General features: G+C 66.8%; 29 protein-coding genes. 21 read left to right on the forward strand and 8 right to left on the reverse strand.

What is annotated here, in order from left to right:
• The first annotated feature begins 90 nt into the window (after nt 1-90).
• Nucleotides 91-1179 carry a hypothetical protein gene (locus E1288_RS00340; RefSeq protein WP_132479126.1) on the forward strand — a complete coding sequence of 363 codons (1089 nt, stop codon included), beginning with the start codon at nt 91-93 and terminating at the stop codon, nt 1177-1179.
• Between the two features lie 14 nt (nt 1180-1193).
• On the opposite strand, the gene fxsT is transcribed toward E1288_RS00340, so the two are convergent.
• A complete protein-coding gene (gene fxsT, locus E1288_RS00345; protein WP_328592431.1) occupies nt 1194-3989 on the reverse strand; it encodes an FxSxx-COOH system tetratricopeptide repeat protein in 2796 nt (931 codons plus the stop codon).
• 69 nt (nt 3990-4058) lie between these two features.
• Between fxsT and E1288_RS00350 the strand changes: the two genes are divergently transcribed.
• Nucleotides 4059-4673: a DUF1707 SHOCT-like domain-containing protein gene (locus tag E1288_RS00350; RefSeq protein ID WP_132479129.1), complete on the forward strand. Its 615-nt coding sequence runs from the start codon at nt 4059-4061 to the stop codon at nt 4671-4673.
• 251 nt (nt 4674-4924) lie between these two features.
• On the opposite strand, the gene E1288_RS00355 is transcribed toward E1288_RS00350, so the two are convergent.
• The 4 genes from E1288_RS00355 to E1288_RS00370 all read right to left on the reverse strand — a co-directional run bounded on the left by E1288_RS00355 (nt 4925) and on the right by E1288_RS00370 (nt 7374).
• On the reverse strand, nt 4925-6049 hold the full coding sequence (locus tag E1288_RS00355) for a hypothetical protein (protein WP_132479131.1): 1125 nt from the start codon (nt 6047-6049) through the stop codon (nt 4925-4927).
• Nucleotides 6050-6124: 75 nt separating this feature from the next.
• On the reverse strand, nt 6125-6526 hold the full coding sequence (locus E1288_RS00360; RefSeq protein WP_132479132.1) for a hypothetical protein: 402 nt from the start codon (nt 6524-6526) through the stop codon (nt 6125-6127).
• Between the two features lie 84 nt (nt 6527-6610).
• Nucleotides 6611-6958, reverse strand: a complete 348-nt coding sequence (trxA, locus tag E1288_RS00365) for a thioredoxin (RefSeq protein ID WP_132479134.1) — start codon at nt 6956-6958, stop codon at nt 6611-6613.
• Nucleotides 6958-7374, reverse strand: a complete 417-nt coding sequence (locus tag E1288_RS00370; RefSeq protein ID WP_132479135.1) for a MerR family transcriptional regulator — start codon at nt 7372-7374, stop codon at nt 6958-6960. Before E1288_RS00370 ends, trxA begins: the two co-directional genes overlap by 1 nt.
• A 383-nt stretch (nt 7375-7757) precedes the next feature.
• On the opposite strand from E1288_RS00370, the gene E1288_RS00380 reads away from it, so the two are divergent.
• The 5 genes from E1288_RS00380 to E1288_RS00400 all read left to right on the forward strand — a co-directional run bounded on the left by E1288_RS00380 (nt 7758) and on the right by E1288_RS00400 (nt 11570).
• A complete protein-coding gene (locus E1288_RS00380) occupies nt 7758-8126 on the forward strand; it encodes an ArsR/SmtB family transcription factor (protein WP_132479137.1) in 369 nt (122 codons plus the stop codon).
• Complete coding sequence (locus E1288_RS00385) at nt 8123-8605, forward strand: SRPBCC family protein (protein WP_132479138.1); 483 nt, start codon at nt 8123-8125, stop codon at nt 8603-8605. Before E1288_RS00380 ends, E1288_RS00385 begins: the two co-directional genes overlap by 4 nt.
• Before the next feature lies 1 nt (nt 8606).
• Nucleotides 8607-9197, forward strand: coding sequence for a TIGR03086 family metal-binding protein (locus E1288_RS00390; protein WP_132479140.1), 591 nt, complete (start codon nt 8607-8609; stop codon nt 9195-9197).
• A 106-nt stretch (nt 9198-9303) separates the two neighbouring features.
• Nucleotides 9304-10815 (forward strand): MFS transporter, encoded by a 1512-nt coding sequence (locus tag E1288_RS00395; protein ID WP_132479141.1) that lies wholly within the window; start codon nt 9304-9306, stop codon nt 10813-10815.
• A gap of 473 nt (nt 10816-11288) precedes the next feature.
• On the forward strand, nt 11289-11570 hold the full coding sequence (locus tag E1288_RS00400; protein ID WP_132479143.1) for a hypothetical protein: 282 nt from the start codon (nt 11289-11291) through the stop codon (nt 11568-11570).
• Nucleotides 11571-12008: 438 nt separating this feature from the next.
• Here E1288_RS00400 and E1288_RS00405 read toward each other — a convergent pair whose 3' ends face one another.
• Nucleotides 12009-12215, reverse strand: a complete 207-nt coding sequence (locus E1288_RS00405) for a MerR family DNA-binding transcriptional regulator (RefSeq protein ID WP_207954096.1) — start codon at nt 12213-12215, stop codon at nt 12009-12011.
• A 98-nt stretch (nt 12216-12313) separates the two neighbouring features.
• On the opposite strand from E1288_RS00405, the gene E1288_RS00410 reads away from it, so the two are divergent.
• Nucleotides 12314-12505 (forward strand): hypothetical protein, encoded by a 192-nt coding sequence (locus E1288_RS00410; protein ID WP_132479145.1) that lies wholly within the window; start codon nt 12314-12316, stop codon nt 12503-12505.
• Nucleotides 12506-12822: 317 nt separating this feature from the next.
• On the forward strand, nt 12823-13335 hold the full coding sequence (locus tag E1288_RS00415) for a hypothetical protein (RefSeq protein WP_207954097.1): 513 nt from the start codon (nt 12823-12825) through the stop codon (nt 13333-13335).
• A gap of 63 nt (nt 13336-13398) precedes the next feature.
• Here the strand turns inward: E1288_RS00415 and E1288_RS00420 are convergent, their stop codons facing one another.
• Together E1288_RS00420 and E1288_RS00425 are read right to left on the reverse strand one after the other, a co-directional pair.
• Nucleotides 13399-14160, reverse strand: coding sequence for a glycosyltransferase family protein (locus E1288_RS00420; protein ID WP_132479146.1), 762 nt, complete (start codon nt 14158-14160; stop codon nt 13399-13401).
• 3 nt (nt 14161-14163) lie between these two features.
• The gene (locus E1288_RS00425; RefSeq protein ID WP_132479148.1) at nt 14164-14976 is read right to left on the reverse strand and encodes a GntR family transcriptional regulator; all 813 of its coding nucleotides are present in this window, start codon (nt 14974-14976) and stop codon (nt 14164-14166) included.
• 126 nt (nt 14977-15102) lie between these two features.
• On the opposite strand from E1288_RS00425, the gene E1288_RS00430 reads away from it, so the two are divergent.
• The 12 genes from E1288_RS00430 to E1288_RS00485 all read left to right on the forward strand — a co-directional run bounded on the left by E1288_RS00430 (nt 15103) and on the right by E1288_RS00485 (nt 23495).
• Nucleotides 15103-15465, forward strand: coding sequence for a hypothetical protein (locus E1288_RS00430; RefSeq protein ID WP_132479149.1), 363 nt, complete (start codon nt 15103-15105; stop codon nt 15463-15465).
• A 751-nt stretch (nt 15466-16216) separates the two neighbouring features.
• Nucleotides 16217-16408, forward strand: a complete 192-nt coding sequence (locus E1288_RS00435; protein ID WP_132479151.1) for a hypothetical protein — start codon at nt 16217-16219, stop codon at nt 16406-16408.
• A 46-nt stretch (nt 16409-16454) separates the two neighbouring features.
• Nucleotides 16455-16709, forward strand: coding sequence for a hypothetical protein (locus tag E1288_RS00440; protein WP_132479152.1), 255 nt, complete (start codon nt 16455-16457; stop codon nt 16707-16709).
• Nucleotides 16709-16888, forward strand: a complete 180-nt coding sequence (locus E1288_RS00445) for a hypothetical protein (protein ID WP_132479154.1) — start codon at nt 16709-16711, stop codon at nt 16886-16888. The genes E1288_RS00440 and E1288_RS00445 overlap by 1 nt, the downstream gene beginning before the upstream one ends.
• An 86-nt stretch (nt 16889-16974) precedes the next feature.
• Nucleotides 16975-18471, forward strand: coding sequence for an FtsK/SpoIIIE domain-containing protein (locus E1288_RS00450; RefSeq protein ID WP_132479155.1), 1497 nt, complete (start codon nt 16975-16977; stop codon nt 18469-18471).
• Nucleotides 18472-18551: 80 nt separating this feature from the next.
• Complete coding sequence (locus E1288_RS00455; protein ID WP_132479157.1) at nt 18552-19124, forward strand: GGDEF domain-containing protein; 573 nt, start codon at nt 18552-18554, stop codon at nt 19122-19124.
• 21 nt (nt 19125-19145) lie between these two features.
• Nucleotides 19146-19397 (forward strand): hypothetical protein, encoded by a 252-nt coding sequence (locus tag E1288_RS00460; RefSeq protein ID WP_132479158.1) that lies wholly within the window; start codon nt 19146-19148, stop codon nt 19395-19397.
• The gene (locus E1288_RS00465; protein ID WP_132479160.1) at nt 19397-19585 is read left to right on the forward strand and encodes a hypothetical protein; all 189 of its coding nucleotides are present in this window, start codon (nt 19397-19399) and stop codon (nt 19583-19585) included. The genes E1288_RS00460 and E1288_RS00465 overlap by 1 nt, the downstream gene beginning before the upstream one ends.
• A 12-nt stretch (nt 19586-19597) precedes the next feature.
• Nucleotides 19598-20524 (forward strand): hypothetical protein, encoded by a 927-nt coding sequence (locus E1288_RS00470; protein ID WP_132479162.1) that lies wholly within the window; start codon nt 19598-19600, stop codon nt 20522-20524.
• Between the two features lie 153 nt (nt 20525-20677).
• Nucleotides 20678-22123, forward strand: coding sequence for a replication initiator (locus E1288_RS00475; RefSeq protein WP_235883239.1), 1446 nt, complete (start codon nt 20678-20680; stop codon nt 22121-22123).
• Nucleotides 22124-22125: 2 nt separating this feature from the next.
• Nucleotides 22126-22305 carry a helix-turn-helix transcriptional regulator gene (locus E1288_RS00480; RefSeq protein ID WP_132479165.1) on the forward strand — a complete coding sequence of 60 codons (180 nt, stop codon included), beginning with the start codon at nt 22126-22128 and terminating at the stop codon, nt 22303-22305.
• Nucleotides 22305-23495: a tyrosine-type recombinase/integrase gene (locus E1288_RS00485; protein WP_132479167.1), complete on the forward strand. Its 1191-nt coding sequence runs from the start codon at nt 22305-22307 to the stop codon at nt 23493-23495. Before E1288_RS00480 ends, E1288_RS00485 begins: the two co-directional genes overlap by 1 nt.
• Nucleotides 23496-23507 lie beyond the last annotated feature (12 nt).

A 23507-nucleotide genomic window follows, 5' to 3' on the forward strand; every position in this document is an offset into this window, starting at 1 on the left:
CCGGCCTCGAACCGCGGTCCGCTCGCTCCCGACTCGACCGGGTCGCCCGTCCCCCCACACCGGCAGGCGGGTGCCGCTTAGGATGTGATCATGAGTGCTCAGGAGGCGGAATTACGCCTTTTCACGGGCGATGCGAGCGCGTCGGAGCTTGGCGTGTCGGCGAAAGTCCGCTACGAGCACGCCGAAGAGCACGGCTTCCCGAACGAAGAAGACGCCTTCCGCCAGGCGGGCACGGCCGCCTACCGCGCCGCTCCCCTGCTGCGACTCATCGGCGCACGCGGATCGCGCAAGCTGATCACGGGCCGAGTGCGCATCGCGGTGCGGCCGGACGCGCCGCCGTCGGTCACGATCCTGGTGACGGCGCTGTGGTCGGAGCGCGACCGCTGGACGCAGGTGCAGGACGTGCGGTCGCAGCTGGACGACGCGTTGGGCGCTTCGCTGGCCGAGCCTGCGCATCCGGTGCACGGCGACGCGCAGGACGTGGCCGCCATCCTCGCCAAGGCGGTGGCCGAGTCCTCGCACAACGAGGTCACGAAGGTCCGCGCGCTGCGCTACGAGCTGGAACGACGCCTCGCCGACCAGCTGGCCAACCGCAAGCAGGAGCCGATGCGGCGGCTGCTGGCGGAGGTCATCGAGCTGTCGATCGCGTTCAACCGCGCCCGGGACGAGGCGCGCGCGGCGATCCGCGACGACCTCTGGCGACGCGACGAATCGGCGCACCGGCACGGCGAGACCACCGAGCCACCGGGCCCGGAAACCCCGGTCCCGGACCGGATGCACTACAACGCGATCCGGCACTGCCGTTCGATGAGCAGCCTGCTGGAGGAGGAAACCGCGCGCCTGCACTCGTTGCAGGACAGCATGTCGACGATCTCGGTAGCGCAGGACGCCGAAGCGCAGCAGAACTTCAACCTGTTCGCAGCCGCGGCGGCCGCGGGGCTGGGGCTACCGGCGCTGATCCTGTCGTTCTACGGAGCCCAGACGTACCTGCCGCTCACGTCGTTCGACCGCGCGGCGCGGGCGCTGCTCCCGGTCGGCCTGACTGCGCTGGTGGCGGTGATGATCGTGCTCCGCCAGATGCCGTGGCGGGCGCGATTCCGTCATTACGCAGGAGGTTTCACGCTCGTCGTGTCCGTCCTCGCCGTGCTGTGGGTGGCGGGAGCGGTTGCTCCCCGCTGATCGCTGGACGGTGCTCAACGCCGCTTCGCAGGCCGAGACTTGGCTTGCAGAATGGGTCTCAGGTGTTCCACGGTCTGACGCATTTGGTACGAATTCTCGCCGAAATTTCGCCGGTATCCTGCCATTACGGTATCGGCCACGCGGCGAGCCCGAGCAACCTTGCCCACCCGATAAAGTGCGATTGCCAGCCATGAGTAAGTCCGCATCACATCTGGATGATCAAAACCAAAGATCGCCCGTTGCCGCTCATGCACGTCAGCCAACAACGGCCGGGCCTGCGGACTTCGATTCGCTCTGATCAAGGCCACGCCCAAGTTAGCTTCAGCAAGCAACGCGTCAGGATGGCTCTCACCCAACACTCGGCGATACCTCTGCCACGCCTCCCGCCACAACCGGCAAGCCTCTTCGAAGTCACCAAGCTCCTCACACACATACGCAGAGTTAGCCATCAAATCCAAGACGTCCGGGTGTTCTTCACCGAGCATCTCTCGGCTCTTCTCCCAAGCTTCTTCACACAGTTCACGAGCACGCAAGACCTCGCCAGTACTGGCCAGGGCCCTCGCTAAGCTGTTCATCGCCCGCAGGACATACGGATGATCATCACCCAATACATGCCGGTACTTGCCCCATGCCGTCTCGTGCAGCTCACGCGCGCGTAGTTCCTCATCACTACTGTTCAAAACGTTTGCCAAGTTCGTCATCGCGTACAGTGTTTCCGGGTGATCTTCGCCCAGAAGATACCGTCGCTTCTCCCACACGGCCTCTTGCGCTTCGCAGGCCAATGCGTATTGGCCCAGTTTGCCAAGGATCACAGCGAGGTCGTTCCAGGAGCGCAGCGTTCCGACGTGGTTGTCGCCAAAATTCTCCTGCCACCTGGGCAAGGTGTCCTCGATCAGTGCATGGGCCTCGTGGTACTCCCCTAGCTGGAAATGACTGTGGGCGACCTCATTCGCAGCCGTCAGTGTGTGGACGTCATCCGGGCCGATGCGGTCACGCCACCGCTCATAGAGGCGGCGCACGAACGGCATGGCCGACGTGACGTCCCCACGCCGCAACAGGTACAACGCGGCATCGCAAGCAAGAGAGCGCAACCGTTCGTTCTCGGTGGTCGCCGGGTCCACCTCGACCAGGTGCGGCAGCAACCGCGCCCATTCCGGCCACGCAGCCGGATCTTCCGTGCTTCCCGGAACGACCCCGGCGAGCAGGGCTTCCGCGCTGGTGTGCAACGCATTCCGCCGGTCGACGGACAGCTGGTCGCGGATGACCGACCGCACCAGGCGGTGGAGGCGGATGGTCGCGTTGCCGACGCGGGCCAGCCCGATGCGGCCAATCCGTGCGACCAGCTTGCCGAACGCGAGCGGATCCCCGGCGACCTTCGCCAGCTCGTCCGGCAACGCCTCGGGTTTGCTCAGCCAACCGGTCGGAATCGGCTCCGGCGCGAACATCGCGCACACCTGTAGCAACGCGACCGCAGCGGGCTCGTCCGCCGCCAGCCGCTCCATCGACACTCGCACCGCAGCCGCCAGCGAGGTCGGGTAGGAACTCGGCGGCTTCTCGTTGAGCACGTCGTTCGTGCGGCTCTCCAGCAGCCGGAGGTACTCCGGCACTGACAGGCCGGTTTCCGCCAGCGTGCCGCCTGCCTGCGCCAACGCGAGCGGCAGGTCGCCGAGCTCGTCAGCGAGCCGGTCGGCTTCGGCGTCCGCGAGGGCGGGTTGGCGGGAGCGCAGCAACGCGATCGACTCCTGCCGCTGGAACTCCTGCACCTCGGTGCGCGTCCCGATCTCGTTCCAGGCCGGGTTCCGCGAGGTGATCAGCACGTGCCCGGCGGCCCCGGAAAGCCAGGGCCGCACGGCGTCCGGGTCCTCGGCGTTGTCGAAGACGAGCAACCAGCGGGAGTTCTCCCGGAAGTACTTGCGGACCGCGAGTTCCGCCGCGGTGTGGTCGGTGTTCGTGCCGACCAGGCCCGCCGCGACGGCCAGCGCCGCGAACTGCTCGCTGATCAGGCCGGTCCGCTCGGAGTCGATCCACCACACCAGGTCGTACCCGGCGGCGAAGCCGTGCGCGTACTCGATCGCCAGCTGCGTCTTGCCGACGCCGCCGATCCCGTGCAGGACCTGCGTGTTCTTGCAGGAGAGCAACCGCTCCCGCAGCGGCACCAGCACGCCGTCCCGGCCGGTGAAGTCCGAGTTCCGCCCGGGCACGTTCCACACCGCCGGCGGGCTTCCCGGAACCCGCGGCCTGGACCCGGCCTCCTGACCGCGGGCCTGCGCGCTGGGCGGGAACTCCGGCCGCCCGTCCGGGCGCTTCGGGCCGCGAGCCGCGTCCAGCAACGCCTTGCGGGCCTGGTCCTCGTCCAGCCCGAAGAGCTTCTGCGCGATCAGCGGGCGCAGCAGCTGCGGCGGCTCGCACTCCTCCACCACCAGCGGCAACAGCCTGGGGCGCTGCTGCTCGTCGTGCACGAAGGCGCTGGCCCACTCGTCGGTCGTGTAGCGCTGCGGTTCGAAGTAAGCGGGCGAGAACAGGGCCACGACTCGTTCGGCGCCGTCGAGCGCGGCGGCCATCTTCGTGACGAAGTTGTCCCCCGCGGCCCAGTCCCAGGTGTCGAGCTCGACGGTGTAGCCGGCGTCGTGCAGGTGCCAGGCCACCCATTCCGCCCACGCCCGGTCCCGGCCCGCGTGGCTGATGAAGAAGTCCACCCCAGGTAACCCCCAGCTGCCCGGTCGAAAACTGCGAAACGCGCCGGAACGAGATGCCGAACCAGCAGGGTACCGCGCCGTGATCGCCGGACGCCCCGGAGCAGCGATGTCCACATTGGACTCGCACGTCAAAATGTCCGGTATTCGGACGTGGCGGAACCGCCCGAGCTCTAGACTGCTGGCATGAGCAGCACAGACGGGGGCGACGACCGATCCCTCCGCGCTTCGGACGACGAACGCGCCGAGACCGCGCAGCAACTCACCGAGGCGGTGGGGGCCGGACGACTGACCCTGGCCGAGTTCACCGACCGCGTCGACGCCGCCTACCAGGCCGTCACGCGGGGCGAGCTCGCCGAGCTGGTGACGGATCTACCCGCCGCGCCGTCGAACCTGCCCGCCGAACCCGCCGACGAGACCAAGCGCCGGTGGAAGATCGCGATCATGGGCGGCTCCGACTACAAGGGCCGCTGGCAGGTGCCCCGCAAGTCCGGCTACTTCGCGCTGATGGGCGGCTCCACGATCGACCTGCGCGAGGCGACGCTGCCCGGTCAGGAGATCGAGATCGTGCTCGTGTCGATCATGGGCGGCAGCGACGTGATCGTGCCGCGCGGGGTGCGCGTGGTGGTCGACTCAACGGACTTCATGGGCGGCAACACGGTCAAGGTCGACGAGGACGCGGAGATGCCGAACGCCCCGGTCATCCGCATCCGCACCTACTCGTTCATGGGCGGCAACGACATCAAGCACCCCAAGCCCAAGAAGAACTGGCTGGCCCACTTGCGTCGCGATCCACAGTAGACACCGGGTCGGACCTGGCCAAGCGGTCGTTTCAGGAAGCCTTCGGAGCCCCATGCCGAAGGCCCCGAGTGCCTGGTACCGGTGGCGATTTCGCGCGAAATCACCACCCTGCCCTCGTGCGGAGTGGCGATTTCGCGCGAAATCGGCAGCCCCCACGTCCCACTCGTGCCCGCACATGAAGAGGTTCCCACCAGGTCGAACCGCCCCTCGGGGTCGTCGCCCACCCGAACTCGCAAGTTCCCGGCGAAGGATTAGCGCAGATCGCGTTCTGGGGATCCGAGAGCGGGGCGCAGCATGTCGAGTAGCGCTGCGGAGGTCTCCTGGGGCGACTGGCCCGTGGTGTCGAGGACCATCCGGGGTTCCCCGGAACTTCGCAGCCGCTCCGCCTCCGCCGCCGCTCGGACCGCCACCCGGTTCTGCACTTCCGGCGGCACGCCCCGGAGTTCGTCGCCCGCGAGCAGCGCCGACTCGCCATCGGCCCGACGTCGGATGCGGTCTTCCAGCGCAGCGGCGTCGGCGTCCAACCGGACGACGGTGACGAGTTCCTCCGCCAAGGCGCCCATGAGGTCCGCGCCCGGCTCGCGGGTCACGAGGATCAGCGACTGCGCCCCGGCCTGCCGGTAGCCGCGCCACAGCGCCGCGAGATTGGCCGCCTGGAGAACGGGATCCGGCCCGGGGTGGACGAATCCGAGCTGGTCGAGGTCGATGTACGCGGTCGGCGCGCCGCTCTCCCAGAGGTCGCGCAGCACGCTCCACGCGGCGGTCGACTTGCCCACCGCGGTCGCGCCCGTCACGACGACCACCGGCATCGGCGGCAACCCGTCGCCCGCGGAGGCCAGCGGCTGCACCGGACCGGGCCGGACGACGCAATGCCCCATCAGGGCATCGACGGTGTCGTCGGGGCGATGGCCGGTCGTGTCCAGCGGGGTGCCGATCGCCGCGCGGTCGATCCGGTCGACCACCTCGAACAGCTCCCCCAGCATGTCCGCCGGCGAGCCGCGCCCGAGGAACCGGCTGCGCAGTTCCTCCCGGTCGCAATGCAGCCGCACGAGCGCGAGATCGATGTGGGCCGCCTCGGCGCTACCGGCGAAGAACGGTTCTACGCCCAGCTCCGGATCCACGACGCCGGACACGATCACCTGCTGCACGCCGCGCTGCCGCAACACTGCGATCACCCGCAGCAGGTTGGCGGCCTTGATCTCATGGCTCGCCGCGCCCCCGCCGGGTGGTGGCCCGATCAGGCCGAGCTGATCGATGTCGACGTACGCGACGCTGCCGCCCTGCCCGGAGATGCGCGTGAACAGCCCCCAGCCGGACGTCGACTTCCCCGCTCCAGGCGCACCTGTCACCCAGAGCACCGGAATCTTGCTCCCCATACCAAGTGAGCTTAGGAACCCCGGTCAACTGAAATTCCCCGAACGAAGCCAGGAACCACGAGGCGCGGAACGAGATCACCCGCCGATCGCGACGCCGACGACGAACAGGACCAGCATCCCCGCGGCGGTGCCGAAGACCAGGAGCCGCTGCTTCGCGCTCCATTCGCCCACCGGTGCGCCGTCGACCGCCTGAGCAGCCCTGTCCCGCCGCCCCTGGGCCAGGCTCCGCGGCACCAGGACGACCAGCGGCACGGCCAGCACCGCGGTCAGGACCGGCCAGCCGACCATCGCGACCAGCCAGAACCGCATGCCGTTGGCGAAACCACTCGCGTCGCTGTCCGGGGCGGCGACGACCAGGACCGCGGCCAGCGACAGCAGCGGGGCGAGGATCGCGGCGAGGCCGCACCCCACCACGACTTCCCGGCGCTGCACCTCGGTGACGTATCCATCGGGCGTCGGTTCGGACTCCGCCTGCATGGGCCAACCCTCCGTCCGGCTCGTGCCTCCTTTGCAGTAGACGCACAAGCGCGGACGAGGTTGTTTCCGAAGCTCCGGACTCGCTCAGCGGAGCAGGGCCGCGTCCAGTTCCGCCAGCAGTTGCGCCTTCGGCCGGGCGCCGACGACCGCGTGCACGGGCCGGCCGTCGCGGAAGAGCATCAGCGTCGGCAGGGACATGACCTGGTATTCCCTTGCGACGAGCGGGTTCTCGTCGGTGTTGACCTTGCGGATGGTCAGCGAGTCGGCGCGTTCGCGCGCGATCTCGTCGAGGACCGGCGCGATCATGTGGCAGGGCGGGCACCACTTCGCCCAGAAGTCCACCAGGACGGGCTTGTCGTGCCGGAGGACGTCCCGTTCGAAGGTTTCGTCCGTGACCGCGGAAACCGCGCCGGGAAGGCTGGTGGCCGGCATCAGTGCTCCTCTGATTCGTTCGCTCCATCGGCGTTCCGGTCGGCGACGCCGCACGTCCCGGGGTGCCTCGCCAGCGCCGTGCCGAGCTTGCGGAGCAGGCTCGTCCGCACCGCGTTGAGCTGTTCGAGGCAGGCATCGACCTCCGCAAGCTTCCGCTGGTAGACGTCGATCGAATCGGCGCACGAGTCCCCCGTCTCGTTGCCCGCGCGCAGGCATTCGACGAACGGCCTGGTGTCGTCGAGGCTGAACCCGACGGCTTGCAGCGCCCGGATCTCGTTGACGAGCCGGGCGTCGTCCTCGCCGTACTCCCGGTAGCCGTTCGCCGAGCGCCGCGCTTCGAGCAGGCCCTGCGCCTCGTAGAACCGCAGCGCACGCGTCGTCGTTCCAACACGTCTGGCCAGCTCACCGATCCGCATGGGATCGAAGTTAAACCTTCCCCTCAGCGTCAAGGCAACGCTCCGATCCCGCGTCCCCGGCCTTCCGGCCGCGCCGAGCGGCCGGAAAGCAAGAATCCCCCGGCAAGAGGGGGTTTCTGCTGTCTCGACCAGCCACGCGCCCGACCCGAACCAGGCGCGCCCGTCAGCGGTAGTCGTTCTCGTTGAGCGGGATCACCCACGCGCGGCGCTCGCAGATCTTGCCGTCGCGCATGCGGAACACCTCGGCCATCGACATGCGCACCTCCCCACCCGCAGTGCGCTTCGCCGTGCCGTTGAAAGGAACGAGCTTCCTCAACCGCCCGGTTGACAACGGCGAGAAGGTGGCCTAGCTTGATATTCAACCGATTAGTTGAGGAAGACTGGTGAACGAGAGCACGGAGCGGCTCAACCGGGCGTTCGCGGCACTGGCCGACCCGACCCGGCGCGAACTGGTGGCCCGGCTGGCCGGCGCGGACGCGACCGTGGGCGAGCTGGCCGAGCCTTACGACATGAGCCTCCAGGCGATCTCCAAGCACGTGAAGGTGCTCGAGGAGGCCGGCCTGGTGACCCGCAGCAAGGACGCCCAACGCCGACCGGTCCACCTGGATGCGGAGGTGTTCGACCTGATGTCGAAGTGGATCGAGCGCTATCGCAGGGAGGCCGAGGAGCGCTACCAGCGCCTCGACGCCCTGCTGGGCCGGATGGCCGACGAAGAGAACCAGAAACCGAATCGCACGGAGGACGCATCATGACCAAGCACGAGACCCAGATCCTGGCGGACGAGAAGGTTCCGACGATCGAGATCCTCCGGGAGTTCGACGCGGCGCCCGAGCAGGTGTACCGCGCCCACGTCGATCCCGAGCTCTACGCGCAATGGATCGGTCCGCGTTCGCTGACCACGAGGATCATCCGGTGGGACGCTCGCACCGGCGGCTCGTGGGCCTTCGCCAACGATCGCGGCGGCGAGGAGGTCGCCTCCTTCTACGGCAGCTTCCACGAGGTGCGGCCGAACGAGCGGATCGTGTGGACCTTCACCTACGAAGGCCTGCCCGACGGGGTCGCGCTGGAGACGCTGACCTTCGAGGAACTCGAGGGCGGGCGCACGCGGCTGCGGACGCTGAGCGTGGTGCAGGACTTCGAGACCCGCGACGGCATCCTGTCCAGCGGCATGGACGTCGGGGTCAACGAGGGCTACGACAAGCTCGACGAGCTGCTCGCGAAGAACGCCTGAGATGACGACCGCACCCCGAGGCCCGGCCCAGCAGCACGCGTACGACGCCGGCCGGTTCACCGAGCTGGTCGAGTCCGCCTCGGCCGCCGACTGGGCGCGGCCCAGCCCGGTCGCGGAGTGGACGGCCCTCGACATCGTGAAGCACCTGGTCGAGTGGTCCCGCGGCTTCCTGGCGGGAGCCGGGATCGAGCTCCCGCCCCTGGACGTCGAGGCCGACCCGGTCGCCGCCTGGAAGCAGCACGTCGCCGACATCCAGGCGATCCTCAACGATCCCGCCGGGCGGGTGCTCAGCAACCCGCACATCGGCGACGAACCGGTGGACGAGGCGATCGACCGGTTCTACACCGCAGACGTCTGGATGCACACCTGGGATCTCGCCAAGGCTCTCGGTCGCGAGCCCGCCCTGGGCCAGGAGCGTTGCCGCGTCGCGCTGGCGGCCATGAAGCCCGTGGAGCAGATGCTGCGCGACAGCGGGCAGTTCGGGGCCGCTGTGCCCATCGCCGACGGGGCCTCCGCGCAGGACGAGCTGATGGCCTTCATCGGCCGCGATCCGGCCTGGCCGTCCACCGGTCGAACCGTCGCGAACGACTAGCTCGCTCCCGTTGACATATACCCCCTAGAGGTATATAAATCCTCCCGGCATGAATACCCCCTCGGGGTATGCAGCGGTGACTGCGGTCGCCCGGGAGGAGACGGACATGGGACTGTTCGCGATTCGCGACTACCGGCGGCTGTTCAGCGCTCAAGTCATCGCGCTGTTCGGCACCGGCCTGGCCACCGTCGCGCTGGGCCTGCTCGCGTACGAGCTCGCAGGCCCGCGGGCCGGCGCGGTTCTCGCCACCGCGCTGACGATCAAGATGGTCGCGTACGTGGTCGTCGCACCTCTAGCGGCCGCGTACGTCGACCGGCTGCCCAGGCGTTGGTTCCTCACGCTCCTCGACGTGGTGCGCGCTCTGGTGGTGATCGCGCTGCCGTTCGTCACCGAGGTGTGGCACATCTACGTCCTGATCGGGGTCCTCCAGACCGCGTCAGCGGCGTTCACGCCGACGTTCCAGGCGGTCATCCCCGACATCGTGACCGAGGAGGCCGACTACACCCGCGCGCTGTCCGCATCGCAGGTGGCCTCCACCATGGAGAGCCTGCTGAGCCCTGTGCTCGCGGCGGTGGCGCTCACCTTCATGTCGTTCAACCTGCTGTTCCTCGGCACCTCCGCCGGGTTCGCCGTGTCCGCGCTGCTGGTCCTGTCCACGCGCATCCCCAACGCGCGCCCCAGCTCGCACGCGAACGCCTGGGACCGGGCCGTGGCGGGGATCCGCACCTTCGCGGCCACCCCGAGCCTGCGCGGCGTCATGGCGCTGAACCTCGTGGTCGCCGCCGCCGGCTCCATCGTGGTCGTCAACACCGTGAACTACGTCCGCGACGTCCTCGGCGGAACCCAATCCGACGTGGCCTGGATGCTCGCCGCGTCCGGAACGGGGACGCTGCTGGTAGCCCTCGTCCTCCCGCGCGTCCTGGACCGGGTGGCGGACCGGTTCGTGATGCTGATCGGTGCCGCGGTGCTGGTGCTCGCGGTCGGCGCGGCGGTCACGACATCCGCGGCGAGCGTCGCCGCAGCACTGCCGACCGGGGTGATCTGGGTGGCGATCGGCGGCGGGATGGCGCTGATCATCACGCCGACCGGGCGGGTGCTCCGCCGGGCGGTCGATCCCACCGGAATTCCCGAGGTCTTCGCCGCCCAGTTCTCGCTGTCCCACCTGGCCTGGCTGGTGACCTACCCCATCGCCGGATGGGTCGCCACGCAAGCGGGCTTCACGATCACCTGGACCGTGCTGGCGGGCCTGGCGGTAATCGGAGCCATCACGGCACTGGCGGCCTGGCCGCGCAACGAGAAGGCCGAAGCCGAAGAGCGTGCGGCAGTGGCGGTCACGCAGCACGGCGAGACAGTTGAAGCCGAAGGGCGTGCGGCAGTGGGTGTGCCGCGCGACGAGACAGTTGAGACCGGAGGACGTACGGCAGTGGGTGTGCCGCGCGACGAGACAGTTGAGACCGGAGGACGTACGGCAGTGGCGGTCCAGCCGCGCATCCGGAAGGCCGAGGCCCAAGCCCACGTCGCGGTGGCGGTCGCGACCGAGGTCGCCACCCGGGAAGCCGCAGAAGCCGCGGAGGGCACGCTCGCGGCATCCCAGTGCGCCTGCGTCCGCACCATCTGAGGCCGCCGGCCAACACCGCGTAGAACTCCGTTGAGGACGAGCACTTCTCGCCCACCGGTCAGCCGGGAGCGAGAAGTGCTCGTCCATCGGTTTGCGCACAACACGAGTGATCGGGCTGCCGAACCGAACGGCATTCATCCCGCCCGGGCGCACATCGATGAACGACTGAGAGAGGCATCACACCACGCGCGCCGAAAAGACCCGAGACAGCAAGAAGCCCCCTGCAAGAGGGGGCTCCTAGCTGTCTCGACCAGACGTGCGCCCGAAGGGATTCGAACCCCTAACCTTCTGATCCCGTTTCCAAGGTCGTCAACGCTTTGCGTTGTTTGCCAACACCTTTGGTTACCAGCACAAACACAGCTTGCTGCTTTCACCTTGCCTGCCAACGTTTACCGTGGTTTGCGGTTGATTCTTGGCAATTGATTGGCAACCTCTGCCCCACTCCCGCCCCCGCAACGGTACCTTGAATCCTCGTGGAGATCGGTGATCTTGCGGCATGGTTCGCTGTGGCGGTGTCGGCGTCGGCAATGACTGTGGCCGTCTGGCAGGCGCGCATAAGCAGGCGTCAGGCTCGGTCAACCAGCGAGCAAGCCGCGGCGGCACTTAACCAGGCAGTTGAAGCCAAGCGCCAGGCGGACATCAGTGAACAGCTTCTCGAGGTCACCAGGGCACAGCTCTCGGTCATGAGGGATCAGGTGGAGCTAGGAGAGATCGACACGATGCTCAAGCTGCGGGAGCGGAACGAGAACTCCTAAGATCCGTACCCGCTCCGCATTTCCGGGCCACAAGCAGGCACCCCGTTCGGCGGGCGACCGCTCGGCATCCCGCTGGAGTGGCAAGGCGACCAGCTCGGCGACGTGCCCAGCACCGTATCTCAATGGCTCGCCCAGCCGACCAGATGCAGTCGGGACATTTGCGGTCTAAACGCTCTACTTCTGCGGTTCCTGCGGGGCCGCCTGCCTTCCGCTCGCGCCCGGACGACGCCGCCGCCCCTTCCGCTCGCGCCCGGCCGCCGGCCGCCGGAGCGGACCGAAGGGAGCATCCGGCGGTCCGGCTTGGCCGGGCTCGCATACAGCGGGTCTGCGGCCTCGGCCGGGCTCGCATACAGTAGGCAGGCGGCCCCGCAGGGGCCGCCCTTGATGAAGTAGAGAAAGTTTAGACACACGTGGACTGAGGCCACAGGTCGTGCCGAGCTAGTCACGCTCCTGACGACGCGCCTTGGCAAGTTCGCGCATCTCGGCAACGACATCCTCATACCGCCACCGGTATTGACCACCAGGCGTCACTAGGGCGGGCGTAATCAAGCCCTCCTTGGCGTAGTGCGAGATCGTTCGCCGCGCCAGGCCTAGCTTCTTGGCCAGCTCGGTACTCGAAATCAGCGGCGACGCATCCTCGGTCACCAGCTCATCGTCAATGCCCCGAACGGTTGCCGCTGCCTTGCTTGCCTCGATATGCAGGTCTTACCCTGATTGCCTACTTTGCCTTGTTGGAGGTGGGCATGGCATCCGATATGCGGCTTGCAGTGCTGGCGCGTTCGACTCAGTGGGAACTTGACGAGGCGGCGTTCGAGCTGGGTGGAGGCCGGTATACGCGAGAGCAGCGCCACGAGCTTGCCGACCGGCTGACCGCTCTTGCTTCAGAGCTCCGCGCCGATGCGGACGAGCCGCTGATCATCGATGCGACGGATTGAGCATGACGGATAGCGAAGCGTGGAGGTTCGCTGTCGGCGGGTGGACGTACCTCTGGCCACGCGGTCGGCTAGTTCAGGTCTTCGATTCCGTGGCTTATGCCCGGCGACTCGCTGGCCAGACCGTCGACGCTCGGCCGTTCAAGGCAGAGTTCGTTCCAGGCGGCGGTTTCGAGTCCATCGAGGCCTTCGAGGACTGGTGCCGCAAGGACCGGTACCGCCGATAGAGAACCGGCGCTGCCTGGCTTCGATCAACCCGAGCCGATCCTTTGGAGTTTGAGCGAGCAGACCCGGCGCCGTCCGGTGCAGAATGCCGGTTGATGGCAGACACAGACGATCTCGGCCAACGCGGCGGTCATGCCGATGGTCACCACCATGCGTTGGACCATCCAGCGGAGCGCCACCGATGGCCTGATGGCGTGGACGCGGCCACCGTCGATGCCGCTAGCAAGGTGACCGAAGCGCTGGAAACTGTCGAGCGGGCACGCGGCCACCTCTACGATTGGCACCAGCTGATCGGCTCAGCCAACGATAAGCTCAACGCGGCCGTGCAGGCCCTACGCAGCACCGGTCACCCCGAGCTCGCCGGCGCCATCGAACGCGACCTTGTAGGCCGAAACGTGCTTCCCGGACGCTGGACGTTCCAAGCAATCGAGGAGTTTGACGAGGGCTATTACGAAGCCTTTCGCAGTCACGAGAACCAGGTTCGCCATGCGTTGCTCGGCGGTCGACGGCATGTGTACGAGGCTGCGATGAAGGAGGCCGCGCGTAGCGTTGACGAGTCCGGCGCACCCTTGCCGTGGCATGCGGCAACGCCAGAGTCAGGAACCTGACCCATAACGATCGGCGCTGCCTGGTTGTAGCCAAGCAGCGCCGTCGTCTTACATCGCCTTCAGCTAGTTCATCTCGGTGTTGCTCGCTGTCCAGCGCCATCCGAGTTCGTGGAGTGCGTCGGCGCGGGAGAGGATCGCTGCGTTCCTCAAGTGGCCCTCGTCGGGCCGGTAGTCGGCAGGCTGAGCCGTGGTCGCTCCGGGCCACTTGCGGTAGTGCAGTCCGGGATCGGGCAGCATCATGCCGGGCGCGACGGCTTCGACTGCCAGCATCAGCGCTACGTCTTCGTCGGCGAACAGTGCCGGCCACCCGCCAAGAGCGCGGACCAACGCGGTATAGGTGCACATCGTCGTACCGACAACCTGAAGGTGACCGGCTGCCTGGCCTTCGTAGAGCACACCGGGTGGTAGCGGTCCCGGCTCCGGGTCGCATGGGCCAGGCAGTAGCGAGCCGTCCGGCATGAGATCGAGAGTCGGGGACACGCACCAGCCGAATTCCGGGGAACCCGTCAGTGCTTTGACGTCCTGGGCGAGTGCCCCCGCAGGAAGGATGTCGTCGGCGTCGAGCGTGCGCATGAGTTCGCCCTCGGCGCGATTCAGACCGATCGTGCGTGCCATCGAGGCCCGGCCGTGCTGACTGGCGCCGGGCGAGATGCGCGGGTCTTTGGGTAGGAGATCGTCAAGGAGGCCGGTTTGGCCGTCCTCCTGAACAATCCACTGCCAGTCCCACCCGTCCGGAAGTTCCTGCGAGGCAAGGGATTCATAGGTGTCGAACAGGTGTTGATGCTTGCCGCGTACCACAGCCGTCACGATCGAGATCTTGTGCATGCGTCACCACCTGTCCAGGCGCTCGACGTAGCACACCTCGGTCCGATCGGCGGGGTAGACAGCTTCGGAGAGCTCGACTACTCGCCCCTCGATGTCGATGGACTTCGAGCGGCCGTGAAGCAGCGGAACGCCTTCGTCCATCCCCCATTGCTGGCGTTCAATGGTCGTCGGGGCGACAGCCCAAAGAGTCGTTTCGAAGCGGTCCAGTTCAATACCGACGGTGTACAGCTGGTGCTGGTGTCCGCCGGGCCAGGGCTCGTTCTTCTCGTCGAGAAGCGCAGGGTTCGACTCGATCAGAGCACGCGGGATGTAGCTGACAGACCATGACGTGTAGGTGCCGCTGCGCTTGTCGACCATCGAGTACTCACGCCTGATCAGGGACGATCCGACGTCGATGCCGAACTCAAGCGCAAGTTCCTCGGCTGCCTCGATCTCGGTGTACTTGGCCGAGAACGTCACGCTGTCGACGCTTTCGCCTGTCGTCATCTCAAGAGCACCGTTCGCTGCCCGCACTTCTTCGGGCTCGCGAACAAGGTTCTTCATCGCTTGACCCATTTCGGCCGGCAACTTGATGCGCTTGGGCTGCTGCCGCACTTGAGATTGCCGCCCTCGGCCCCCGGCCGTGATGAGCCCTTCTTCGCGCAGGACGCCAAACGCCGCGTTCGCGGTCGCCCTTGCGACGTCCCATTCGTCCATGATGGCGCTGAGGCTCGGCAGGCTGTCGCCAGGCTTGAGCTCGCCCGCCTGGATGGCGGCTCGCAGGTGGTCGGCTATCCGGTCGCGCATGGGGACAAAACCGCTGGTCTGACTGGTCATGGAGACATCCTCCCACATAGATTTCCAGTTTTCTAGACATCTAGCTTGACTCAGCCAGGTGACCGTGCATATGATCAGCAACGTAAGCAGATTGCTAGACAACTGGAAATCTAGACGGAGACGAACATGGCGCTGATGAACATCCCGGTGAACATGCAGGGTTACAAGCTGATGATCACGGAGGCCCCGGCGATGAAGATGAAGGAGAACGAGAAGACGGGCGAGATGGAGCCCGTGACGGATCGCAAGACCGGGGCGCAGCAGTTCGTGGTGTCGTTGTTCGCGAAGAAGCGGCCGCAGCCGGGGGAGTTCGCGGGGAAGGGCGAGGAGATCAAGGTGACCCTGACCGTCGACCCCGGCGAGGGCTTCGAGGAGGGCACCTACGTTCAGCTGGTGGATGCGACGACGAGCCCGTGGCAGAACGAGAAGAACGGCCGGTACTCGTCGGGGATCTCGTTCAAGGCCGACGGCCTGACCCCCCTCGGCTGACATGCTGCAACAGCACATGCCGTGGTGGCCTGATCCACTGCCCGATGATTGCCCTGATCACTGGGGGCCGGACTGCGAGATCTGCGAGGGCGACGGCTGGGTGTTCAGTTCCGCCGTCGAGTTCGCCCCCAATCCATACGAAAGCGATTCTGACTAAATTCGCTTGAGCCATTCGGCTAGTTGTTCTTTGAGAATTACATAGTGGGCCGAGCTATGCCTTCTTTCGGCGCGAATTCGCGTCGGGGAGGCCATATTGACCCCCGGCTTGTGCCGCACATTGATGCGCCGGGGGTCTTTATGACCTTCAGGATGAAAAGGGAAGGTGGCGATGGTGATCGAACGCGAGGCGAATCCTGGCGAGTTGTGTACGTGCGGCCGCGATGCGGTGACGGTGTACAGCTTCTCCGGTCGCGGCGAGATGGGCTGGTGTGGTTTGAGTTCGGCGTTGCCGCCGGTTGTGCCGTGCCGGTTCTGCGGTTCGGACGAGGCTCACCGGACCGCGTGGGGTGATCTGGAGAAGTGTCCTCGGTACCAGCTGGTTCCGGCTGGGGAAATGGAGAAGTGATGTCGCTGAAGTACTGCCCGGCCTGTGATTGCGACAAATGGCTTTACTCGCACTCGCGGGACGCGCACTGCAGGAAGTTCGCGAAGAAGTTCGTGGTCAGGCTCGGGAGCTGATGATGTTCGGATCTTGCGGTTGTGGTTTTCACGGTTCGGGATGCATCGCAGTGATGGGGGAAGGTGGGATTAAGTGAGGATCAACGCGAACACGGGTGCTGCGGAGTTCGGCGGCCGGTCCAGCAAGCGCCGGAAGCGGTGGTCGCAGCCCGGTTCGGCCAGGCCCCAGGGCGAGACGCCGGGCGTGGTCAACCTGAACTTCGGCCAGGTGGAGACGCGCGTGGTGATCCAGGGCGACATCCACGGGGACCTGAACTTCTCGTAGCCCGAAAGCGGGCACGAAACGACTACCGAGAAAGGGGAATTGGTTCGTGAATGCGAATTTGCCGGTCGGGATGCAGCGGAACACGCCTGCGGTGGCCCGGTTGAAGAAGCTCGGGGAGACGCTCGACCAGTTGTACAAGGAATTGATCCGGGTCGAGTTCTTGGAAGATGACATCATGCAGAAGAAGGATTTCGAGGAGGCCGTGGATTTGGCTGAGGCGGCTTGTTCTGCGGTGTTCGGGGTTCGGGATGCGGTCGCCAAGAGGGGCGGCCCGAATGTGGCGAAGGGATACCAGAAGTAATGGCCAAGGGCGATGAGGTACACGCGACGGTCCGGCGCATCGACGCGACGATGCTGACGCTGGTGAAGATCATGAAGAAGTTCGGTGTCCCGAAGGGGATGGGGACCTCGCTGAACAAGATGCGGGGTTCGGTGGGCGACTTGGTCGCGAAGTTGGAGATGACCCAGCGCCGGAACTGATACCGGCTCGACTCGGCACGGGGGCGTTGATCTCTGCGGAGAATCAGCGCCCCCTTTTCTTCTGCTCGTAGAAAGGTAAGGCGGCAATGCGGGACACGCGAGTGGACACGGAAAGGACCCCGGTTCGGGCGGCGGCACGGTTCGTCGCGCGGCATCCGCGTTCGGTGGGCTCGGCGGTGGTGCTGGACGTCGCGGTGCTGTGGGTGGGGTATCAGACCGTGCTCATGGCGGCCGGGATTGCCGTGGTGGCCGGCGCTTCCTGGCGGCTGCTGGACCGGCCGACCTTCGATCGGTTCGCCGGTCGGCTGCTGCGGGCGTGGTGGAGACGGTGGTGGTCCTACCGGCGGCAGTGGCTTCGGATCATGACCGCCTGCAACCTGACCACCATCGATCACAAGGGAAACACCCTGACACCGCGTGTGACCTGGGTGAAGAGCACGTTCGCCTGGGACACGGTGACCGTTCGGATGGCCAAGGGCCAGGAACCGGAGGACTTCGAGAAAGTGATCAATCGGCTAGCGAATTCGTTCAAGACTCGGGCGGCCAACGTGCGGCAGCTCAAGCCCGGAAAGGTCGCGCTGGACTTCCAGCGGCGGGAACCGTTCGATGACATGTTCGTGCCCCTGCCGCCGCTGGCGGAGTCGGTCGAGGCGGTGAATCTGCGGCGGCTGGTGATCGGCCGGGACGAATACGGCAGGGATTTCACCGTTGACCTGCTGGGCCGGGACCTGCACATCCTTCTGGGTGGAGCGACCGGGGCGGGGAAGGGCTCGTTCATGTGGGCGCTTCTGCGCGCTCTGGCCCCGTTGATCCGGGACGGCTTGGTGCGGCTGTGGGTGATCGACCCCAAGGGCGGCATGGAGTTCGGCATCGGCGAGGAGATGTTCCACGAGTTCGCCGAAAGCGACAAGGCGGGGCAGAAGCTGATCAGGAAGTACACCAGCGTTCTCGACGCCCGGAAGCTGGAGCTCGGGCGCCAGGGCGTGCGGACGTTCACGCCGTCGCTAGAAACGCCGCTGGAGTTGCTGATCTGCGATGAACTCGCCGCGATGACCGCCTACGCGGACAAGGCGATCCGGGCTCCCTTCGAGCTGGATCTGAGCAAGGCGCTCACCCAGTACCGGGCGGTGGGTGGCCGGACCGTTGGCGCGTCGCAGGAGCCGACCAAGGACGTCATCCCGATGCGGGGGTTGTTCCCGACGAAGATCGCGTTGCGGCTGGATTCCGCGTCGTATGTGGACATGTGCCTCGGTGAGGGCATGCGCGATATGGGCGCGTTCGCCGACAAGATCCCCGAGTACCTCGCGGGCGTCGCCTACGTGAAGAAAGACGGCCGCCGGGAACCCCTGCGAGTCCGTGCCGCCTACACCACCGACGACGACATCACCGAGCTCGTGCGGTTCTGCACCGACCGGGGCGCAACAGTCACCCCGATCCGCCGCGAAGCCGACGACGAACACGTCGGGCAGACCGAAGAGGACATCTACAGCACCGACTTCGAAAAGCTCGAAGTCGACGACGAGACCGACGAGGTCGACGAGACCGACTACTACGAAGGCGACGAGGACGAAGAGATCGCCTGACCAATCCCCCTGTTCATGCGGCCCGCCCGGCACCGGCGAAGTGACCCGGGCGGGCCTACCCCTGCAGAGAGGCAGGACCCATGTTGGCAAATTTCGCGTTGGGTGTCACCAGCGCTACCACCGTGGCCGCCGGAACGTGTGCCTACCGGCTGTTCCGGCAGACCCGCACCGACCCGCTGACCGGGCTGGGCAACCGGGCCGCGCTGGTGGCCGCGTTCAACCGCGCTCGCCGGTTCAGCCGGGGCCAGCTCGCTGTAGCGCTGGGCGACATGAACGGCTTCAAAGCGTTCAACGACACCCACGGCCACCGCTTCGGAGACCGGGTGCTGATCGAGGTCGGCGCGGTGCTGAAGCACATGGCGTTCCGCGGTGAGGTCCCGGTCCGGCTGCACGGCGACGAGTTCGCGGTCCTCATCCCGTGGGTGGTCAGCGCCGACGACGCCGAACGCCGCACCCGGGAATTCCAGGCGGCCGTGTCCACCATCGACGAGATCGACGGACAGCCGGTGGAGGTGTCCATGGCGCTCGGAGTGATGACCGCCCCAGCCGACACCGCCCAGCTCTCCGCGCTCCTGGGCTCGGCGGATGACCGCATGTACGGCGACAAGCACACCACCAAACACCACACCGACCGCGTCGGCGTGGTGGCCTGACCATCCAGAGAGGACAGGGCAATGGGACTGGGCAAGGACTACTTCTACGACTGCTTGGGACCCGAGTTGTTCGAGATCAACCCCCGGCGACGCGGGGTGGAGATCACGATCACCGAGATTTCCCAGGGCGGTCAGAAGCGCTCGGTGATGCTCACCAGCACGGCTTTCCGGCGACTGATCGCCGAGGGATACGACATCTTGCAGGAAGTCGACGCGCTGCGAGACGAAGCGATGAAGCTGCGGGGATCCGCGCTCAAGAAGGGGAATCAGTGATGCAGAACATTCATGTGGAGCTCACGGGCAAGGGCGTGGTGACGCTCCTTTTCACCGTGGCACTCGTGCTCGGGGTCTTGGCGCTGGTGTGGCTGCTGGCCTCTCCGGCGTGGGCGATCGGGATCGGTGCCGGCCTCGTGCTGCTCGTGCGGGGCGTGTTCTGGCTGTTCAAGCCCCACAGCGAGTAGAAGAGGTGAACGATGGGCCTGCTGCGTCGCAAGCACAAGCAGGACGCCCCGGGTAAGACGGGGAAGACACGGCGGGTCCGCAAGCTCGGGCACCGGATCTCCGAAGCGCGGGAACTACGGGGCCTGGTGCGAGACCCCGACCTACGGGCCGTCGAGATGGAGCGCCAGACCCGGCGCACGCTGATCGGTCTGTGGTTCTTCCTCTCGCTGGGTCTGGTGTTCACCACCGCCGGTGTCCAAAAGTTCCTGGCCGGTGATGCACCCCGGACGGATCCGCTGTGGTGGGCCGCCTGGACGGTGGAACCGATGTTCGCGGGCCTGTTGATCACGGTCCTGAACTTCGAGGCCATCGTGTTGTCCTACGGCCGCGAGCCGGAGCACGAATGGTGGTACCGGCTGAAGAAAGTGCTGCTGGCGTCGACCCTGGCCATGAACGTCATCCCGCAGATCACGCCGCTACTGCGGTTGCAGTGGGAGAAGTTCAACCTGGGCTCGGCGGCGGTGCACGTGATCATCCCCGTCATCGTCTACGGCATCGCCGAGATCATCCCCGTCATCCAGGCCAAACGACGCGAGATCATGCTCCTGATCTACGACACCGCCGACCAGGCCCCGGCCGACGACGACGGCCCGGAACCCGAGCCGGAAAGGCCGGCCGAACCAGCCCCGGCACCGACTCCGGTAGCGGTCCCCGAGCCAGCTCCCGAACCGGCTCCGAGTCCAGCTCCGAGTCCGGCTTCGGTGATGCCTGCGATCCGGCGAGCTCCACGGCTCCCGGCACCGATCGTCCACACGCTCCAGGACGCCCGTTCCCGGGCCCTGGCGGAAGGGCGGGAGTTCACCGCCGCCGACGTGCAGCGGGTCGCGAAACTGCCCGCTGAGATCGCCGAACAGGTCGCGGCCGATTTCGCCACCCACAACGGACACGCCTTCGCCTGAAAACCGTTGCGGGACAACTGAATACCGATACAGCACAACCACGCTCGGCGGGCATGACCACGCGGGGCGATAGGGCCTGGTGGTCATGCCCGCCGGGCTCCATCCCCCGGAGGTCACCACATGGTGCTGCCCGCTCTTCCGAATGTCGACCGCATGAAGCGGCGCATCCAATCCCCCGACTACCGCGACTGGCGGCGCAAGGTCGAAGACGTCTACGGCTGCCTGCACCCGGTCCGCCTGTCCGGGCTGTGGCAGATCACCGACAAGACCACCGGCCAGGTCCTCACCCGCTCCGATGGCCGTCCGGCCGAGACCAGCGGGCACATCCTGTCCCCGTGCGGCAACCGCCGCGAATCGGTCTGCCCGGCCTGCTCCGACCGCTACGCCGCCGACGCCTTCCAGCTCATGCGCGCGGGCCTGTCCGGTGGCTCCAAGGGCGTGCCTGTGACGGTGTCCGACAAGCCGCGTCTGTTCGTCACCCTCACGGCCCCGAGCTTCGGGCCGGTGCACAACCGCCGCCCCAACAACGGCAAGGCCCTGCCGTGCCGCTGCGGCCGCTACCACCACGAACACGACCCCCTGATCGGACAGCCCGTCGACCCCAGCACCTACGACTACACCGGGCACGTCCTGTGGCAGGCCCACTCCGGGAAGCTGTGGAACCGCTTCACTCAGAAGCTTCGTCGGTACCTCGCCCGCGCGGCCGGGCTCACCGACCGGAACTTCAAGGACCACGCCCGGCTGAGCTACGCCAAGGTCGCCGAGTTCCAGCGACGGGGGATCATCCACTTCCACGCCGTGATCCGCCTCGACGGCCCAGACGGCGCGGTCGACACCACCCCGGCATGGGGCACCGTTGAGCTCCTGGCCGACGCCGTGCGGGCCGCTCACGCCGACACCACGGTCGACTCGCCGGAGCTCGATGACGGCCAGGTGCTCACCTTCGCGTGGGGTGATCAGGTCGACGTCCGCCCGATCCGCCCGGCCGACGCGCGCCGGTTCGAAGACGAGCACGGCACGATCAGTGATGACCGGATCTCTTCCTACGTGGCGAAGTACGCCACCAAGGGCACTGGGAAGTCCGAAGCCGCTGACCGGCCGATCCGCTCCCGCACGCAGATCGAGTACCTGCGCACGACCGAGCACCACAAACAGATCATGCGCACCGCGTGGGACCTCGGCGCCCCGGTGGCCTGCCCGGACTGCCACCCCGACGGCGAGCACCAGGCCGGCGGATGCGCCTGCGCCACGATCGACCACTGCGCCCGCTGCGACAACGGCGGCTTGATCCCCGGGCCGTTCGATGAGCTCAACCTCCGGCGCTGGACCCACATGCTCGCCTTCCGGGGGCACTTCCTCTCGAAGTCGCGGGCCTACTCGACCACGTTCAAGCAGCTCCGCGAGGACCGGCAGATCTGGCGCTTTGAGCAGAACCTCGCCGAACTCGGTGTCGACGCCGATTCCGTGGCCGTGGTCAACCACTGGGACATGACCAGCGTCGGCCACCGCACCGCCGAGGAACGCGAGCTCGCCGCCGCCATCGCCGAACGCACCCGCCAAGCACGCAAGCAGAAGTACGCCAACGAAAGGACGGATTGACCATGAGCAAGCTGTGGGGAATCGACGACGTCTCCAACTATCTCGGTGTCCCGGTCGGCACCCTGTACCAGTGGCGCTCTCGGGGCTACGGCCCGGTCGGCCGAAAGATCGGCAAGTACGTCCGGTTCAAGCCTGACGACGTCGAGCGCTGGTTCGACGCTCAGACTGAGGGGGTGGCCTGATGGCAGGTCGGCTCCCGCTGCCGCTGGGTGGCATGGGTGAGATCTCGGTGAAGAAGGTCGGCAAGTCGTGGGCGGCTCGCGCCTGGTACCGGCGTGAGGACGGCACGTACGCCGATGTTCGCCGCCGGGGCAGGACCAAGGAACTGGCCAGGCAGGCGGTCCGGGACGCGGTCAAGAACCTGGCTCCGACGGTGTCCGCTGGTGCGGAAGTGACGGCGATGTCGTTGTTTGACGACGTCGCGCAGCTGTGGCTGAGCCAGTTCCGGACCGATGCCGAGGACGGGATCTTCTCGTTGGCGTCGTTGGACACCTACAGCGACGCCTACCGCAATCACGTCAAGCCCGCGCTGGGTCGCCTGCGGCTGTTCGAGGTGAAGACGTCGGTGGTCAACAAGCTGTGCCAGGCGAAGCTGAAGGCGCATAGCGTGAGTCTCGCCAAGCACGTCAAGGCCGTGGTCAGCCACATCATGATCTTCGCTATCAACGCGGAGGCGGTGGAGACGAACCCGGTCAAGGGGATCGCTCCGCTGACCGAGCGGCGAGCGAAGACCAAGCGCAAGAAGCCGCGGTCTCTGACCCGGGAGAACGTGCTCGATCTGCTCGCGAAGCTGGACACCGACGAGGAGGCCCAGCGCCGGGACCTGCCTGACCTGGTGCGGTTCTTCATCGCCACCGGTGAGCGGTCCGGGGAAGCGCTCGGAGCCCGATGGGAGGATTTCGATCCCAAGGGCAAGAAGCTCCGCATGAGCGGCAACATCTTCCAGGCTCGCGGCAAGGGGACGGTCCGCAACGATGGCAAGTCCGAGACCGCGAAGCGTGACATCCCGTTGGCAGACTGGTGCGTGCAGATGCTCACGGAACGCCGCGCTGGGCTTGGCGCCGTCGCCCCGGACAGGCCGATCTTCACCAACACGAAGGGCGGCTACCTCAACGCCGCCAACGTGATCAACCGGACCTGGGTGCCGTTCCGCACGCGAGCCGGATACGAGTGGGTGACCTTCCACACACTCCGCAAGACGTTCGCCACCCTACTCGAAGAGGCCGGGCTGACCGCGCGTCAGGTGGCGGACCTGCTGGGGCACTCGCACGTGTCGATGACGCAGGACACCTACTTCGGCCGGGGGCAGGAGTCCCGCGCCGGAGCCGAGGCCCTGGCATTCCTGGACGACCCCGAGGAGCCCGCCTCGTAGTCGAGGAAAGTT

This window comes from Saccharopolyspora elongata (assembly GCF_004348985.1).
Classification (GTDB): Bacteria; Actinomycetota; Actinomycetes; order Mycobacteriales; family Pseudonocardiaceae; genus Saccharopolyspora; species Saccharopolyspora elongata.